Genomic DNA, 17892 nt, shown 5'->3' on the forward strand with positions numbered 1-17892 from the left:
TGCTGTTTTTTGATACAGGTAATCAGCCTAACTAGCTTACTAACCCATTACGAATTTGGCCCTTTAGCTAAACAAATTCATGAACAAAGTAATGATAAATGGGTTACAAATATTGATAAAGATCACTGTAATAACAGGCAACATAACAGCAGCATTTGGCGCAGGTCCAAAACGATCAATAACAGTCGCCATGTTTGCAACGGCATTAGGCGTTTGACCTAAACCAACACCACAATGACCCGCAGCCATAACCGCAGCTTCGTAATCTTTCCCCATCAAACGGAAGGTAACGAAGTAGGCAAATAACACCATCATTATCATCTGAGACACAAGAACAACAAGCATTGGTATCGCAAGGTCGAACAGCTGCCAGATTTTTAGCGACATAATAACAAGCACTAAAAATAAGCTAAGCGAGATACTACCAATCAGATCAATATGACTCATCTTAAGCTTATAGTCATTGTAATCACATACGTTTCTAACAATTGCAGCAGCGAAAACACCACCCACATAATATGGGAAAGTAATACCGGTTTTATTAAGTAATAAGACAAGAACCGAACCAAAAGCCATAGTCAATAACACAACAGAAACGGTACCCAGTGGCGTACGTTTATGAGCATCATCATCTTTAAGATCTACTACTTCATTGTTATTAGCGCTACTTTTTAAATCAAACCTTTCAATCAAACGTTTTGCTACGGGACCACCAACAAGACTGCCCATAACCAAACCAAATGTTGCAGCTGCAATTCCAGTAAAAGTAGCGGATTGAACACCTAATGCTTCAAATGATGGACCAAATGCCGCAGCAGAACCAATACCACCAGACATAGCAACAGAACCCATACTTACCCCAAGCAGTGCATGAATACCCAATAGTTTAGATAAACCTATGCCAAGCAAATTTTGTAAGAATAGTAATGAAACCGCCGCCACAGCTAGAATTGCCCCTTGTTGACCGCTGCGTTTGATCACGTGCAGACTGGCCATAAAACCAGTACAGGTAAAGAATAGGACTAAAAGGAAGTTGGTAAGCCCTTTATCAAGGGTCACTGTATATAAGCCAGTTTGTTTGCCGATTAGCATCAAAATGGCGTAAAACAAACCACCAATGACAGGAGCTGGAATAAAGTATTTTTGAAATATAGGCACTTTACCTTTGAGATAACGGCCTAAGAAAAGGACGACGACAGCCAAACCCATGGTTTGAACTAGATCAAGCGTAATGTTCATTTGTAAATTCCTTTAATTATTTTTTTAGGAAAGTTTATATGGATCGTTATAAAAATTTATTCTCTAAACCTAATAGCTCTAACGTGGTTTTACCCGCTCTTATCTGCTCTCTAAAAACAGCTTCTTTTGATTCTCTCAACTCAGCCATTTCTAATACATTTTGCGCTTTATCAGGATTAACAATGACAAGACCGTCTTGGTCTCCAATCACAATATCTCCAGGGCAAATCTGAACATCACCAATACAAATCGGAACATTCACCTCACCAGGCTGGTTTTTTCCAGTACCTTTAATGCTTATTCCTCTACAAAAAACAGGAAATCCCATTTCAATAATGGTCTTTGCGTCTCGAACAGATCCGTTGATAACCAAACCAGCCAAGCCGATTGCCAATGCCTGCTCGGTAAGAACATCCCCCCATGGTCCGGCTTCTAAAAAACCTTTTGCATCAATTACCAACACATCGCCGGGCTTTGCTTGCAATAATGCATAATGAATCATCAGGTTATCAGCAGGTTTACAATCTAACGTTAAAGCTGGACCTGCTAAAGTCATACTGCTACTCAGAGGTTTCATCCCGCTATCAAGAGCGCCTTTTCCCCCTTGAGCCTCATAGACAGTTGCCGTACCAAGCTCTTTAAGACGTTTCAGTAACTCGTCATTTTTTATTGTTTGTTTAGTCATACCGCTCTCCTTTGAACTTAATTCCAATTTAAGCTAAAGTAAAAACTTAAACAAACATGCTTTTTTGAACTTAAGATAAGAAAAAATGAACTTAAAACAGCTCAGATATTTTTGTGAAGTCGTTAGTTGTGGCAGCGCCACTCAAGCTGCGAAGCATCTTTTTATCGCTCCAACAGCAATTAGCATGCAAATCAGTCAGCTAGAAAACCATTTAGGGGGAGAGCTTTTTGATCGCTCAACTCGCCCTATGGAATTGACCGCATTAGGAAAATACTTTTATCCAAGGGCAAAAGACCTGTTAGCTCAGATGACAAAACTGGATGAAGAAACACACGATATCGCGACAGGCAAGAGCGGCTGCTTAAGTATTGGCGTGGTGAGATCAACGCTATTTACCATCATGCCTCAGGCAATCAGAGCTTTTCGCGAAGCTTATCCAGGAGTTCATTTAGATTTATTAGAAGTGTTATCTGAATATCAACCAGACCTTCTGGTTGATAGGCGCATCCACATTGGTATTTCGCGATTTATTGGCGAATTTTCACCACCTGATCACCAAACACACACCTTAATTATGGAAGACCCTTTTGTTGTCGCGATACCGGCTCACCACCCGCTAGCTGAAAAAACATCATTAGTGCCGGAAGATATCGACAAGGAGCCTTTTATTATCTACCCGAAAGATCCAGTAACCAGCTACGGTAAAAAAATCTTAGACGCTTTAGCTAAAAAAGGCTCTAAGCCAGAAGTGTCTTATGAAGCCATTGAAATACATACCGCTTTATCACTCGTATCAGCAGGATTAGGTGTAACTCTTGTCGCGCAATCCATATCAAAAAATCACTTTAAAGATGTGGTATTTATTCCAATAGAAGGTTTAGAAACAAGCACATCAATCGTTGCGGTCACCAATACCAGAGAGCACAACATACACGTTGATGCATTCTTGTCTTTCATAAAATCATAAAAATCAAAAGCCATTTCAACCAATAGCATTCTTAGTTTATAGATACTACTATTATATGAAAAATTGATGGAGAGTATTTATATTTAATACAAAACAGCACAGGAGCTTAACTGCTCCCATGCTGTTTTTTTATAGTAGTAAATCAGCCCAATTGGTTTACTAAAGCGACAATGTCTTGCTTTGCTTTTTCGGCCGATAAGGCATGACGATCATCAGCAAACTCTTGATATTCCGAACCGATTTCGAAAAACTTAGCAACGCCCAAGTACTTAGCCAACTCTTTGATGTGCGGACCAAGATGATTCATCTGTTCGCGTACACCACCAGCACCAAAACCAAACTCTCCAGATGAAGTTAATAAAACTAAGGTCTTTCCGGACAAGATTGGTTCAATCGGAAAATCCCCTCGCGCTAGGTCAAAGGTAAAGGTTTTATTCACTCTCAATATTTGATCAAACCACGCCTTTAATATCGCTGGCATGCCGTAGTTATACATAGGTGCGGTAATCACGATGACATCGGCATTAGACACTTCATCAAAATAAGTATCTGACTCAGCCAAGGCTAATTTCTGCGCCGTGCTTCTCTTTTGCTCTGGGGCGAACGCCGCCGCAATCCAACCCTGACAAATGAAGGTTGGTGGATTAAGACCGAGATCACGATAAACCACCTCGTCTTGATGATTTTTATTCAGCCATGTGTCTATAAAACAACGCCCAAATGACTTTGAAATCGAATTATAGCTTTGTGTTGAGTTATCAGTATGACGAACGCTTGAGTCGATATGTAGAATGGTTTTCATATTTTATGCCTCTTCCATTGATAGTTAGTAGGCATAGTGTGTTCGGCAATCGTTTTAGTGACAAATGGTCTTATTTTTTCTATAAAGTAGTTATTCTCATCCATAGAGTACCTTTATGTTTCAGCAACTTCCCTCTTTAAATGCTATCAAAGCCTTTGAATCCGCTGCTCGATTAAACAGCTTTAAAGACGCCGCTAATGAACTGAATGTGACGCCGACGGCTATTTCTCATCAAATCAGAACACTTGAAGACAGCTTAAAAATAAGATTATTTGAACGAAAAACACGAGCGGTGACGTTAACGAAAGAAGGCGAATTACTGGCAGCGTCTGCCAACCAATCTCTGCAGGACTTACTCTCGACAGTGAATCAATTAAAAGGCTCTCCTCGAACATTAACCATCAGCACGACCAGCTCGTTTGCAGCAATGTGGTTAGTCCCAAACCTTGCGGGCTTTCAGCAACAGCATCCTGACATCGATATTCAAATAAGAGCAGAAGAATCTCTTATAGATATGGAACATGATAGACGTGTCGATATGGCGATTCGTTACGGGGAGCCGCCTAAACAACTTGAAACCAAGGCACTTATTCATCAACCTTTAATTCAAGAGTCAATTGGCTTCTTTGCGACACCAGACTATTGGAAAAAACACAGTAAAAACACGTCTGAGGCCGTATTCTTCTGCACTCAATGGAAGAACTCAAAGTTACCGAACTTAGGGATAGAAGAAACGATAAAAAGCATCGTTGAAGACACTCAACCAAATATTCGCTATTTCCATGACGAAAATCTAACCGCTCAGGCGGCACTTTCTGGACAAGGCATTGCCATCATCAGCCAGCTTGCTGTCGAAAACTCGATTAAAAATGGCTGGTTAACCCAAGGCACGGACAAAATGGCAACACCTATCACTGGTTTACATTACTACTTGGTTATACCCAAGCGGGTACAAACCAACCAAACTGCAATGCGTTTTAAAGAATGGTTGCAATCGATGTTGGCCAAAAATTAGTACATGATTTAGACTCTAATCACTTATTTTCGTATAAAAATATTTACGACAAGTGCTTTCATCCATTCGCTTGAGAACAAAGACTAAAACCCCAATCACTACCACTGCAAACACAATCCGTCCCCAGAAAATAGTCATAAAGTCCGCACCAATCAATAGAATCAGCAGGGTATCTTCAATCAAGCTATGAAGGAGATTGAGCAGCATGATGGCGACAAAAATATCCCGCGGAGAAATATGTCCTCGCTTTGCTTCATTAATAAGCAAACCGCCACCAAAGGAAACGCCTAGCGTGATACCAACAATCGTCAAGTTTGTGGCTTCTCGGCTGATACCAAGCACAGACAAAACAGGCCTAAGTAATATCCCCATCAACTTTTCGATACCAAGTAATTTTAACAATCGTAAAAACGTCATTAGCGCAGCAATTACCACAAAGATCATCGCGAGACTTTTAAGCTGATCGATTGCCCAAGCCACATAACTTGGATCACTCACTGGCGCATGTCGCCAAACTACCTCTGCAGACGTATTTAGTAGGTCGCCGCCTTGGTATATTTGATGCAAAATCCACCCCATTAATAAACCACCACCAAGACGAATCACCAATGTCGCAACAATACCTACTCCGGCTTTTTTAGCAACGGCCACTTCGACAGGAAGTGAGTGAGCAAGCAACATCAAAGTGCCAAGAATCGAGACTTGAGCGACGGTTAAATCCGCATCGATACTCATAAATATCACCAGTCCAGCGTACATATTGGTGACGAGCGTGGTTGCCCACACCAAGCCCATTTCACTAGGCAAGCCTACCATCGACATGACAGGGCTCAACCATTGGCTCAGTAGCTCAATGCCGCCAAACTCTTCAACAACCTTGATGATAATAATCATGGGAATCATGATCTTATAAAGCGTCCATGTGACATTAAGAATTTCTTTCCACAGCCCATTCAATAAAAGCTCGGTCAAAAAAATCATTTTCTTATACATCGTATTGCTCCAATAAATAATGGAACAGATTCTATGTACATCTAGAGAAATATGTCGCTTAATTTATCTAATAAAAATCACTAATATTTCTAAAATATAAAATATTAAGAAATTTCAAATTGAAAAATATCGATATTGAGAAATGTATGGAATTAGACAAAATAGACCGAAAGATCCTAGCCATCTTGCAACGCAATAATCGTATCGCAAACGTGGAACTTGCCGAAGAAATAGGACTATCTCCACCAGCCTGCCACAAAAGAGTAAAACGACTAAGAGATGACAACATCATTGTGGGTGATGTTTCTATTGTGAACCCAGAGTTGAGCGGTAATAAGCTTACTTTGCTGGTGTCGGTTGAAATGGAGCGGGACCGAAAAGATGTGTATGACGCTTTTAAACGCGTCGTTAGCAAAGCCCCTGAGGTGAGACACTGCTACCAGATCACAGGTAGCTACGATTTTATGATGGTCATCACTGTGTCAGATATTCAAGCCTATGAAAGCTTTGTCGATCGAGTACTTCACACTGAAGCCAACATCCGAAAATTCCAGACCTCGGTATCACTTCGAACGGTAAAGTCCTCAACTGAGATCCATTTGAACGAATAGGTTACGTAGAGGCTGAGCAAAATGCTTAGGCTCAACTGACGTCAGCGTAACAGAATCACATTGTTGGAATTGACTAAACGTTTTGATGGCTTCGACAAAGGCGCCAATCACCATGTCATCATCAAAGTTTGGTGTTTCTATCTGTATCTCCAGGTATAGAGATTTGATTTCTAGGCGGCGTTCTTTTCGATGGGCTTTGCAATCCATGCGACCGATGAATTCTCCTCGAAACAGTAGCGGCAGACAGAAGTAACCATATTTGCGTTTGGGCTCTGGCACATAACATTCGATCTGATAATCATACTGAAACAGACTTTTAAGTCGGTCTCTCTGAATGACACTGTTATCAAATGGCGAGAGTATCAAAAGGCGGTTATTCAAACGAGGCAAACGGAGCTCTAATGCATCTGGTTCCATTACAAACACATCGCCATTAGGGATTTTCACCTGTTCTAACAAGCCTTGTGCCAAGCGCCCATCGACTATGTTTTTCACCGCGTTGCGAAGCCCTGTATTGCGACGTAAATAGGTCAGGCCTTTTAGCGAAGCAAGACCATGACAACGTAATTGCTGATCGACCAAATGGCTCGCAAACTCGTCTAAACTAGGTGTTGTAGAATCCACGTGAGAGGGCAAAACTCGCTCGGTTAAATCGTAGGTTTTCTGAAAGCCTTCACGATTACAAACCATGAGATCCCCTTGCATATAGAGTTGCTCAAGAGCTTTCTTCGCAGGCTTCCAATCCCACCAACCTGCTCCACTATTACTGGATTTGGTTTCGATATCTCGAGAACGTAATGGTCCGTCAGAAGTAACACGAGCTAACAACTCTGCCATCAACTTTTCATCTGGATCTTTGTACCAATGGGTTTGACCGCTTTTAATCGCATTCTTATAAGGCAAGGAAAAACGAAAATCGCCTATAGGTAAAAACGCCGCCGCGTGTGACCAATACTCAAACACATCCCTATCCAGCAACAGTTGATTGGTCATTGCTGGCACGAACTTGGGCACTCTTGAATACAGCACATGGTGATGAGCCCGCTCCACCACAGAAATAGTATCGATCTGAACGTAACCTAAATGACTCACTACTTTACGCGCGCCAGCCAAGCCACTACCAAACGAACTAGCCTGCAGCAAACCTTGAGATGCCAAAGCCAAACGACGCAAGCGAGAGAGGTCTTTATTAGATTTGAGTTCAATCATAATGATGCCAAGCCTTATTCAATTATTAAATTCGGCAAACAATCGCGCCTGTTGTACGCTTTTCCCAATTCTTCAAAGTAACGGAACGATATTTCTGCATGATGCCATCCGCAACGAATGATGTAATGCCAACATGATCCAATAAGGTAGTCATGACAGACTCAGCCGCTCGAACCGCGCCATCTTCGCACTTTAACGCAATAGCGAGTTTTAGCTCAGGAATAGCGGCGATATAAACACCTTCAGCCCCTACTTTAAGGAATACGCGCTTCTGCAATATCGTCATCATATCGGTACAATAACGATCGGTTCCCGCCACCATAAAAGGATGTTTCACCACAGCATCATATAAGGTTTTACAGGCTTTCTGACGCTCTACTGATAAGCTCTCAGGACTCGCAAACTTAGCAAAAGCCAATGCAAGATTGGTCAGTGGCATCGCCCATGTTGGCGCAGAGCAACCATCTGGCGACCAAGGTGCTGTGCTGTAATCGTACTCGCACATCTCTGCCATGGTATCGGCAATTTTCTGTTGTACTGGGTGATCAATACCTATGTAACCCTGTGATGGAACACCGAGCAATTTGGCTAGTCCCAACATACCAGCATGTTTACCAGAGCAATTATTATGCAATTGATTCGGCTTTTTTCCTTCGCCTGCTAGCGCATAACTTGCCTCAGCGCGGGATGGCCAATGACAGCCACATTCAAAGTCGGACTCAGACGAGGCAAGCTTATCTAACATGCTTTGTACTGTCGCCACATGCTCTGGCTCGCCACTATGAGACGCACAGCAGATAGCAATTTCCTCCTCACTAAAAGCAAAGAGTTCAGCACCGCCCATCTCGATAAAAGCCAATACTTGCATGGCTTTTATCGCGCTGCGAGGATAAACCAACATATCTACATCGCCCCAAGATTCAACCACTTCGCCAGTACTTGAGACAATAACCGCCTTAATACTATGCTCGCTTTCAACAATACCGCCGCGTGTCACTTGCACGGAAAGAGGAGCATGCTGCATATGATTTTTCCTTTATCTAAAAATGGAATAATTGAAACAGATTAAGTTGAACATGGGGATATAACAACGCGTCAGAAAAAGCCTTTTTTATCACTCCGGTGCTACAGAGGTTTGCAGGTAATCATCACAGACTTCCAGTTCGTAAACCGTTTTTGATTGAACTAAGCAACGGCGCATTTCATTACGTGCACTTTGGTAAAGCTCATCGGTAAGATCGGTGATCTTTTCCCATTGCTCTCGACTTGGCCATTGGGCATAACCTACCAAAATATTAGGTTTATCTGACGTATGAAGTCTTGAGCCAAAGCTACCACAATTTTTATAAATCGCTTTTGTAACTTCAAGCCATGCATTACGAAAAGACGCTTCCGTGCCTTCTTTGATTTCAAATTCATAAACAGCGATAAACATCCTTTTCTCCTTGGGTTAATGATATTTTTATAATTTTACTTTTACCAAACACCAGTCTAAAAAACCTGCGCTCGTAACTAATAATACATTCTGTCTTAGTAAGTGAACGCAAAAAGATTATCAAACCAAAGCTTTCAATCGACTAGAAATTGGATGATTGTCTTTAAGTTGCAACAAGTCCCATAAATTACCGTATAGGTCTTCAAATACGGCGACTGTGCCGTATTCCTGCTCAGCAGGTGGTCGAACAAAATGAATACCTTCTGCGACCATGCGTTCATAGTCTCGCCAGAAGTTGTCGGTGTTTAAAAATAGAAAAACACGACCGCCCGCTTGGTTGCCAATGAAGTCCATTTGTTCCGGTTTGGACGCTTTCGCTAGTAATAAGGTCACGCCCTTTGAACCTGGCGGAGACACGACGACCCAACGCTTGTCTTGCTCTGGCTGATAGGTATCTTCGATCAATTCAAATTTGAGTTTATTAACATAAAAATCAATGGCTTCATCGTAGTCTCTAACGACCAAACCGATATGCACTATGTCTTGCTTCATAGGTTTAAAACTCATTTAACAATGGGAATGACAAACACTATAACGCCAATGAAATCGCATCGAAAACGAAATTTAGTATTTAAAAAATTAGACGACCTAGGTGAGCAAAAAAATAACAACGTCATTTGACCAGCAAGAATAAGATCACGAGAAACAAGACAAAAGAAACACCTTGCCAGAACATAACGGGGTTACGCTGTATTAATGGCGGTCGAGTTCGATCTAGAAAAATTTGACTCGGATGATGAAGATCGTAGACGAATTCAGAGACTTCTTCGTAACGTTTTAGTGGGTTGATGTTTAATGCTTTATGCAATGCGTCGTCGATCCAAACTGGCAGTTCAGAGGCTTCGGTAATAACACTGCGATAAGTTAAGCGTTGTTGAGCAGCAATGCTTCTGGCTTGAGCTATTTTTGGGCTGTAAGGGAATTGATTGCCGGATAACATTTGGTAAGTAATAACGCCAAGCGCGTAAATATCGGAGCGTTCGGAACCCGCGTGACCAAGAAAGTATTCTGGTGCGGAATAGCGCATGGTGCCCCGCAGCATTTCTTCGTCTTTGGTGTTGCTCACGCCAGCGATGTAGGTGGAACCAAAATCGATGATTTTCACCGTATTGTGTTTATCGATCATGATGTTCGCAGGACGAATATCTTGATGAATCATGCTTTTACGATGAAACGCCTGTAGTCCATTGGCGATTTGCGAAATGATGTCTCGGGTTTGTTCTAGTGTTGGTTTAGGGTTATCTATCATCCACTGAGCAAGAGACTGGCCTTCTATGTATTCCGTCGCCAAATAGAGAAACTGACGCTGCCTTGGCGATTCTATGGCTTTGACCACATGTGGATTATTCAGCCGTTTGGCTATCCAGTCTTCCAACATGAAGCTTTCCAGATACGCCGCATCGTCGCTCAATTCAGCCGACGGCGTTTTAATCACCACAAGTTCATTGCTATCTATATCGCATGCTAAAAACACATGACTGCGACTGCTCACATAAACAGACCGAAGTATCTCGTAGCCATCAAACGTCATTCTTTCTCGTAATAGCGGCGGTAAAGGCAATAGGCTAACGCCCTGCTGAACATCCTCCAGCTGATAACTTGGCACTTCATCTACTCGGGCGATTTGAATACTGAGGTTATCGTCACTGCCGTTTTCCAAAGCCAGTGCAATAAGGTGTTCTGCGGTCTGATCCAAACTCTCTGATTCTGCAATGCAAGTAACTATTTGCTCTGCTTCAAGGAATTCATACACGCCATCAGTTGCCATCACAAAGATGTCACCTTTGGTCATCGGCAGAGTTTGATAATCCAGTTCTATAATCGGCTCTATACCTAAGGCACGAGTCAAATAGCTCTCGCTGACGGATACTGCGCGACGATGATCTTGCGTTAGTTGCTCGAGCTTGCCGTCGACTAATCGATAGACTCGACTGTCGCCTAAATGAAAGATATGAGCCGCATTGGCGCAAAGTACAATAACGGCAAAGGTACACACATAGCCTTTGTCTTTGTCGAATCGGCTTGGGCCGTTTTGTGTTTGAGAATACAGAGCAGCATTGATGGATTTAATGACCTTTTCACCCGATGTCTTCACCGACCAAACATCTGAGGTGTGGTAAAAATCTTCTAAAAATCGCGAAATAGCGAATTCACTGGCGGCTTGGCTCACCTCGCTCGAACTGATGCCATCGGCAACAGCAAGAGCAACACCTCTTGTTGTTAATAGCGGTTCCGCTGGTGTCTGACAACCCAAGAAATCCTGATTGATGTCTTTTTTGCCCTTATTGGTCGAGCTACCAATGCTGATGCTTAGTTTTTTCATCTCACGACCTTAATAATACAAAAAACTCTGCAAGCACGAATGCTTACAGAGTTGATAGCTTTGTTTAGTACAACGCGTATCTTGCAAAACGAATGTTATGCTAATTTACGTGATGCCGATGTTTTCACATGAGTCAGATAAAGCGGTAAACCGACCAATAACAAACCACCCGCTAAGTTACCTAATACTGTTGGGATTTCGTTCCAAATCAAATAATCCATGAAGGTGAAATCACCACCCATGATCATAGAAAATGGGAACAAGAACATGTTCACAATAGAGTGCTCAAAGCCCATGAAGAAGAACAACATCACCGGCATCCACATAGCAGCCATTTTGGCACCAGCAGATGTAGAAATCATCGCGCCAACTACACCCATAGACACCATCCAGTTACATAACATGCCGCGAATAAAGATGGTAAACCAGCCACCGGCACCATGAGATTGATAACCCAAGGTACGCGATTCACCGATAGCACTCACTTTTGCCGCTAATTCGCCGCCGTCTGTTGAATACCCGTAGGTGAGAATAAACGACATCATGAACGCAGTGGTTAATGCTCCACCAAAGTTACCAATAAACACTAACCCCCAGTTGCGCAGCACTTGCGCAGGCGTTACACCCGGACGCTTATCCAGCAAAGCCAAAGGCACTAAGGTAAATACGCCAGTCAGTAAATCAAATTTCATTAAATACAGCATGATAAAACCAACGGGGAATAACACAGCACCCAATAATGGACTGCCCGTTTTGGTCGCTACGGTGATGGCAAAGATTGCCGCCAACCCCAGAATTGCACCCGCCATGAACGCACGAATGATGGTATCTTTTGTCGACATATAGACTTTTTGTTCGCCTGCGTCGACCATTTTGGTGACAAATTCACTTGGTTCTATGTAAGCCATTTTCACGCCCTCTTATCTTTAAATTGCAAAAAAACCAAAACGCTCTGAATCAACACTTTCTAAATCAAGCAAGTGCTATCACCATGATTTATATGGCAAGAACTTCCCGTTCAATGTCAAAATCACGCGATCACCTTTGGGGTTTTCTTCCTTTTCGACCTTCATTGAAAAATCAATCGCGCTCATGATGCCATCGCCAAATTTTTCCTGAATCACTTCTTTCAATGTTGGGCCATAAACGCCGACTACTTCGTACAATCGATAGATAAGCGGATCTTGTGGAATCGCTTGATCCCACGTTTTTGTTGGATATTCCATGAGGGCGGATTTTGCTTCTGCTGGCAGGCCTAAAAAAGCCACCAGTTTTTCAGCAACTTCTGCAGTACAGCTATTCATTCCTAAGCACGCGGATGTTATCCAAACGTCGGTCATGCCTACTGCATCAGCAATGGCTTCCCAGCTCAGATTTTTCTCTTTCTTGATGGTAAAAATAGCTTCTGTTACATCAATTTTTTTCATTCTTCTCTCCTAAAAATTTGGTCTAGCTAAAGTCCACTAAATGAACGCTGTAAAACTCCATGTCTCAGAATTAAGCAAACAGTTTTTGCCAATGACACGACCAGTATTGAAAAATCAAACGGCTTTTTAAGAAGGAAGAAGAAAAGAGAGAAGTAGATACACGCCTCCCTTATCAGTAACGTCCTTTCAAAAGGAGCCTGATCGAGTGCTACCAAAAAGGTTTAGTAGCGGGCGACGATGCCATTGACTAAGTTAACCGACATTGGCCAACTTATAAAATTCCTATAGGCAAAACCTACATGAACATATTTTTCATTCAGCAAAGATAATGCCAAACAGAAAAATAAAAAGAACTCAAAGTAGTTTTTCCTTTAAAATCAATGCATAAGATAATTTTATAGCAATTAAATAACATAGATGTTTATTTAAAATACGCGATAAGCTGGGAACTACTTTTATTAAAGCGCACGTTTTAGACACAACCTCCGCACCAAGAGTAAACACAATTCATAAACTAAAAAGTGAATGCCCCGCTAACGTGTTAGCTTTTCCAGCTAAACACAGTCATCAATATAAAAGACTCTCTGAGACAAGTTTTTTATATTAAATCTAATATTTTAAAAAATGAACGATAAGAACTAATCAAACCACTTAACCTCATTTTTAGCTTTTATTAAATGAGGCCGTACAAAAAATACTGAATAAATATTTTTTTCAACTAGAATGAAAATCATCTAACCCTTATTTTGGAGAAAGTTAATGACGATAAAAATCAAAATTTATCTAGGCATAATGTTATTCGTGATCATAGTTCTAGGTAATTCTGTTTTAGGCATGTTCTCCGTCAGTAAGCTAAAGTCCGAAATCAACTTTATTACAGGCAATGCATGGGATGCAGCAGATGGCTCGATGGAAGGAACTATTGGTATACAATCACAAATCATCACCCTTGATGCTTTCATTAATAATGAACTGTCATTAGCAGACGCTAAAAATAAAATTGCAGAGACAAATAAGTTTACTCAAGAAGCACTAGGCAGGATGAAAGCGTCTGGGCTGATAGGTGCGCAATCAATCACCACCCTAGATAGTTATTTAGCAAAGCTAGAGACTTTGAAGGGAAAGATTCTCTCTGATGACAAAGAAAACTCAAAAAATGCTGTTGCAGAGTTTGACCAGCACGTCATAACATTATTGGAATTTGTGGGTGAATTAGAAGAAGAAGGTGATAGTAAAGTCGAAGAAGGCGCAGCGGGGATAGCGAATGTTATCAATCAAGTTGAGCTAAATAATTACATTAGCTTAGCTGTTGTACTTATTCTATCTACCTTTATTATCTTTGCTGCGAACAGGCTCATCATCCGACCTTTACGTCAAATGATATCAGTACTGGAAGGCCTTAATAGTGCAGACGGCAACCTAACCACTCGCCTTGATAGTTCAGGCAAAGACGAAATGGCCGAAGTAGCGAAAAACCTCAATGGTTTTATTGAACTTGTCCATTCTGTTATCAAACAAGTAGCCAGTACAGTTTCCACAACTCAGGGCTTTGCCGCTCAAATCGATGATGCATTACAACAAGTTGACCGTTTATCCAAGCATCAACAGCAAGGTACTAACGAGATATCCAATGCAGTCAACGCTATGACAAGCTCTTTAAGCGAAGTATCTTCTGATGCCAGCAAATGTGGTGATATGGCAATCAAAGCTAACACCAACTCGACTCAAGGGCAAAACAACTTATCGCAGACACTAAAATCATTACACAATGTCGTCGACGAAATGGACAAAGCTTCATCCGTGGTTTCCACCCTAGAAACCGACGGTCAGAATATTGGTAATGTACTGGATGTTATTCGTGGTATTGCAGAACAAACTAACCTATTGGCACTTAACGCTGCCATTGAAGCCGCGCGTGCAGGGGAAACAGGCCGAGGTTTTGCTGTTGTAGCAGATGAAGTGCGTAGCTTGGCAAACAGAACACACGAATCAACACTAGAGATCGAAACCGTTGTGGAACGCATACAGAAAGGCTCGGCAGATGCGGCGCAAGTAATGCGCACTTCTCAGAAATTAACCGAAGGTGTATCAACACAAGCAAAAGAAACCATCGAAATGTTCACAGCCATTATTGCTTCGATCAATACCTTGAGCCACACCAACCAACAAATATCCGCATCCATTCAGGAGCAGAACCAACAAGCAGGCGAGATAGCAGAACAAGTTAATGATGTCACTAACACAGCGTTTTCAAACGTGGAATACACACAAAAAGCCGTCGATATCAAAAATCGTTTAATCAACGATGTGCAGCAGCTAAGCAAGTTAGTGGACCGCTTTAGAATCTAGTAATTCGGTAAAACGCTTCACACTGTCCTCTTGCTTTCTTGACTAGAGCTAGAGAGCCCAGAGGATAACTTATAAGTTGTCCTCTTTTGCCATGAGCGCGGCTAAATAGCGCTCCTCCATTTCAACATATTTTTTTTGGACTGACTCTATCTTTGAGTCTAACTCCTTAATTTTTTTCTGCAATTTCTCGAACTCTTCAGATTGGTCTTGTCCATCAAATAGTTCTGCTTCTAAACGCTTTCGTTCTTCTTCTAATTCCTCATTAATTTCTCGAAGGTTTTCAACTTCTTCTTGATCTTGGCTGGCTAAAATATCATCTTCACCTTCACCCATTACCGTTTCATCAATAGCATCTGGATGAAGCAGTTTATATTCAAGATTTTCACGTAAATCTCTCGCTTTGTCTAAATCTCGCTCGAGCATTTCTACATACAGCTCAGACTCATTTACCATTAAACGCAAAGAGCTCAACTTTGAAGCTTGCTCATTGGCAAAAGCATCAGACTCTTCGGTAAATGAATCCTGATAAAGCAAGTCTTCCATATTTTTCATGGTGCTACGCTCTTCATCTATCACACCATATATATCAATACCCTGCGTAAGACCTTCATCTTGTTTTTTAAGTAGTGCTTTTTTTCGTTTTAAAGCCTCATCACGCTTAATCACGTCAATATTCAGGTTGTATCTAATAGCCTGCAAACTTTCAAGTTTGCCCTCTAATCGCTTAACCACTCGACTACTTTCTAATAATGTTTTTTCCAGTCTGGCAATAGAAATATCGTAGACGCCAATGTGCTTACCATCGCCTTCATGGTCTACTTTCACTTTACGAACTTGTTCTTTTAAATCGGCAATGATTGTTTTTTGGTAAGCCGCTAACTGTTTGAGATCAGAAACTTTATCATCTAACTCTGAACGAACCGAATGCAAAAAATCAGACTGATCTGCCTCACTTAAGAATGCCTCCAAGGCATCTACATAAAGTGCGTTATCGCCCTCTTCCTTGACTTCGGCTAAATGCAACTTTAAGCGTTCAGAAAACTCGTACATACTTGCCATTTCAGATCGAAGCAAAGCAAGTGACTCATCAAGTTCAGTTTCTTTCTCTAATTTCTTTTGAAGCTTTTCAAACTGTAAATTTAATTCAGATGTTATGTTTACTTGGGCGAACACTTTTTCACCCGCTTTCTGAATGACTTTATTTAACTCTCGCAACAAAGACTGATTAACTTTTAACGATTTCAAAAGTGCATCGATCTCTTGCGCACGATCTACTTTATCCAAGAGGCTTTTGAATCCATCTAGAAGCGCCAGCACTTTCGGATTCGGCACGGAATGCTTAATGATATGTATTTCAACATCTAAAAAAATTGCCCAACATGACAAAGCAGCCCGTCCCTGAAAGTCAGACTTTGGTAACTCAGTAAGAAGTTGAGCACATATGTTTCGCTGCTGTTCAAGCAAAGCTAACCACTGTCTTTTTTCTTCTACTGACACATCTTGCTTATCAGCATGCAATTCAACAGATTCCACTTCATCAGCAACATCTGGCTTAGATACATTTTTCTTTAGAGAAAAATATCTCAACAAAACAAATATGAACACCACAAGCAAAAGTGCACTCGATACAATAAGTCCCCATTGCCAAATCAACATATTATGACAGTCCTATTTAATACAAAGTCTTTAAAGAAATAATCATAGAGGGATATGTCTTAAGAAACCATTAAACATACATTTTTTAACGCACTCACCACAAAAACAAAAAAAGCAGGTACAAGACCTGCTTTTTAGAGATGTTATTTTTGCTAGAAAAAGTTAGAAGTCTAGTTGTTCTGCTTCTTCATCTGCTTCAACGTCTGTTTCTTTAGCATTCGTTTTTTCGTCCGCCTTACCCTTTTTAGGTAATAAATCTTCACGGATCTTGGCTTCAATTTCTTTCGCCATTTCAGGATTATCTGCTAAGAATTGAGCTGCATTGGCTTTGCCCTGACCAATTTTATTACCATTATAAGCGTACCAAGCACCTGCCTTATCAACAAAACCTTGCTTTACACCTAGATCGATCACTTCGCCCATACGGTAAATACCAGCACCGTACATGATTTGGAATTCAGCTTGTTTAAATGGTGGTGCAATCTTGTTTTTCACTACTTTAACGCGAGTTTCATTACCAATCACTTCATCGCCCTGCTTCACTGAGCCGATGCGACGAATATCCAAACGGACAGAAGAGTAGAACTTAAGTGCGTTACCACCAGTAGTCGTTTCTGGAGAGCCGAACATAACACCAATTTTCATACGAATTTGGTTGATAAAGATAACAAGGCAATTGGCGTTTTTAATAGAACCAGTCAATTTACGCATTGCTTGCGAAAGCAAACGCGCTTGAACACCAACAGAAGAGCTACCCATTTCGCCTTCAATTTCAGACTTAGGAACCAAGGCTGCTACAGAGTCGATGATAATAACGTCAACGCTATTTGAACGTACCAACATGTCAACGATTTCAAGCGCTTGCTCACCAGTGTCTGGCTGAGAGATCAAAAGGTCAGCGATATTGACACCAAGCTTTTCTGCATAAGAAGGATCGAGAGCGTGTTCCGCATCAATAAAGGCACAAGTTTTACCTTGCTTCTGAGCTTCTGCAATAACACTCAGTGTTAATGTTGTTTTACCTGAAGACTCTGGTCCGTAGATTAAGGTTATATAGAAGAATCCACCAATAATGGTACACGTTATTAAGTAGGTGGATTCTAAGCTGACTTATAAATAAT

General features: G+C 41.3%; 16 protein-coding genes and 1 pseudogene. 4 read left to right on the forward strand and 13 right to left on the reverse strand.

Features of this window, described 5'->3' with window-relative positions; genetic code table 11:
* Positions 1 to 63: 63 nt before the first annotated feature.
* Both gltS and TY87_RS14305 read right to left on the reverse strand, forming a co-directional pair.
* Positions 64 to 1239: a sodium/glutamate symporter gene (gltS, locus tag TY87_RS14300; protein WP_100187588.1), complete on the reverse strand. Its 1176-nt coding sequence runs from the start codon at positions 1237 to 1239 to the stop codon at positions 64 to 66.
* A 46-nt stretch (positions 1240 to 1285) separates the two neighbouring features.
* Positions 1286 to 1924, reverse strand: a complete 639-nt coding sequence (locus tag TY87_RS14305; protein WP_100187589.1) for a 4-carboxy-4-hydroxy-2-oxoadipate aldolase/oxaloacetate decarboxylase — start codon at positions 1922 to 1924, stop codon at positions 1286 to 1288.
* An 85-nt stretch (positions 1925 to 2009) separates the two neighbouring features.
* On the opposite strand from TY87_RS14305, the gene TY87_RS14310 reads away from it, so the two are divergent.
* A complete protein-coding gene (locus TY87_RS14310; RefSeq protein ID WP_100187590.1) occupies positions 2010 to 2891 on the forward strand; it encodes a LysR family transcriptional regulator in 882 nt (293 codons plus the stop codon).
* Between the two features lie 142 nt (positions 2892 to 3033).
* On the opposite strand, the gene TY87_RS14315 is transcribed toward TY87_RS14310, so the two are convergent.
* The gene (locus tag TY87_RS14315) at positions 3034 to 3693 is read right to left on the reverse strand and encodes an FMN-dependent NADH-azoreductase (RefSeq protein WP_100187591.1); all 660 of its coding nucleotides are present in this window, start codon (positions 3691 to 3693) and stop codon (positions 3034 to 3036) included.
* Between the two features lie 115 nt (positions 3694 to 3808).
* On the opposite strand from TY87_RS14315, the gene TY87_RS14320 reads away from it, so the two are divergent.
* Positions 3809 to 4708, forward strand: coding sequence for a LysR substrate-binding domain-containing protein (locus tag TY87_RS14320; RefSeq protein ID WP_100187592.1), 900 nt, complete (start codon positions 3809 to 3811; stop codon positions 4706 to 4708).
* Positions 4709 to 4723: 15 nt separating this feature from the next.
* On the opposite strand, the gene TY87_RS14325 is transcribed toward TY87_RS14320, so the two are convergent.
* Complete coding sequence (locus tag TY87_RS14325) at positions 4724 to 5701, reverse strand: hypothetical protein (protein WP_198432100.1); 978 nt, start codon at positions 5699 to 5701, stop codon at positions 4724 to 4726.
* 146 nt (positions 5702 to 5847) lie between these two features.
* Here TY87_RS14325 and TY87_RS14330 point away from each other — a divergent pair, with 146 nt between their 5' ends.
* Positions 5848 to 6312: an Lrp/AsnC family transcriptional regulator gene (locus TY87_RS14330; protein WP_100187593.1), complete on the forward strand. Its 465-nt coding sequence runs from the start codon at positions 5848 to 5850 to the stop codon at positions 6310 to 6312.
* On the opposite strand, the gene TY87_RS14335 is transcribed toward TY87_RS14330, so the two are convergent.
* The 7 genes from TY87_RS14335 to cynS form a co-directional block, all read right to left on the reverse strand.
* The gene (locus TY87_RS14335) at positions 6286 to 7521 is read right to left on the reverse strand and encodes a winged helix-turn-helix domain-containing protein (RefSeq protein ID WP_100187594.1); all 1236 of its coding nucleotides are present in this window, start codon (positions 7519 to 7521) and stop codon (positions 6286 to 6288) included. The two genes, TY87_RS14330 and TY87_RS14335, sit on opposite strands and share 27 nt — an antisense overlap.
* Positions 7522 to 7546: 25 nt before the next feature.
* Positions 7547 to 8545: an asparaginase gene (locus TY87_RS14340; RefSeq protein WP_072840710.1), complete on the reverse strand. Its 999-nt coding sequence runs from the start codon at positions 8543 to 8545 to the stop codon at positions 7547 to 7549.
* Positions 8546 to 8635: 90 nt separating this feature from the next.
* Entirely contained in the window at positions 8636 to 8956 is a 321-nt protein-coding gene (locus tag TY87_RS14345; RefSeq protein WP_100187595.1) for an antibiotic biosynthesis monooxygenase, read from the reverse strand.
* Between the two features lie 120 nt (positions 8957 to 9076).
* Entirely contained in the window at positions 9077 to 9508 is a 432-nt protein-coding gene (locus TY87_RS14350) for a VOC family protein (protein WP_100187596.1), read from the reverse strand.
* Between the two features lie 121 nt (positions 9509 to 9629).
* Positions 9630 to 11339, reverse strand: coding sequence for a bifunctional protein-serine/threonine kinase/phosphatase (locus tag TY87_RS14355; RefSeq protein ID WP_100187597.1), 1710 nt, complete (start codon positions 11337 to 11339; stop codon positions 9630 to 9632).
* Between the two features lie 95 nt (positions 11340 to 11434).
* On the reverse strand, positions 11435 to 12247 hold the full coding sequence (locus TY87_RS14360) for a formate/nitrite transporter family protein (protein WP_072840714.1): 813 nt from the start codon (positions 12245 to 12247) through the stop codon (positions 11435 to 11437).
* 78 nt (positions 12248 to 12325) lie between these two features.
* On the reverse strand, positions 12326 to 12766 hold the full coding sequence (gene cynS, locus TY87_RS14365; protein ID WP_072840715.1) for a cyanase: 441 nt from the start codon (positions 12764 to 12766) through the stop codon (positions 12326 to 12328).
* Positions 12767 to 13525: 759 nt separating this feature from the next.
* On the opposite strand from cynS, the gene TY87_RS14370 reads away from it, so the two are divergent.
* On the forward strand, positions 13526 to 15115 hold the full coding sequence (locus TY87_RS14370) for a methyl-accepting chemotaxis protein (protein ID WP_100187598.1): 1590 nt from the start codon (positions 13526 to 13528) through the stop codon (positions 15113 to 15115).
* A gap of 69 nt (positions 15116 to 15184) precedes the next feature.
* Here the strand turns inward: TY87_RS14370 and TY87_RS14375 are convergent, their stop codons facing one another.
* Together TY87_RS14375 and recA are read right to left on the reverse strand one after the other, a co-directional pair.
* The gene (locus TY87_RS14375) at positions 15185 to 16771 is read right to left on the reverse strand and encodes a coiled-coil domain-containing protein (RefSeq protein WP_100187599.1); all 1587 of its coding nucleotides are present in this window, start codon (positions 16769 to 16771) and stop codon (positions 15185 to 15187) included.
* A gap of 162 nt (positions 16772 to 16933) precedes the next feature.
* Positions 16934 to 17833 (reverse strand): annotated as a pseudogene (recA, locus tag TY87_RS14380) (recombinase RecA); the annotation flags it as partial.
* Positions 17834 to 17892: the final 59 nt, after the last annotated feature.

The organism is Marinomonas sp. BSi20584 (genome assembly GCF_002792415.1).
In the GTDB taxonomy this organism is placed as follows: Bacteria; Pseudomonadota; Gammaproteobacteria; order Pseudomonadales; family Marinomonadaceae; genus Marinomonas; species Marinomonas polaris.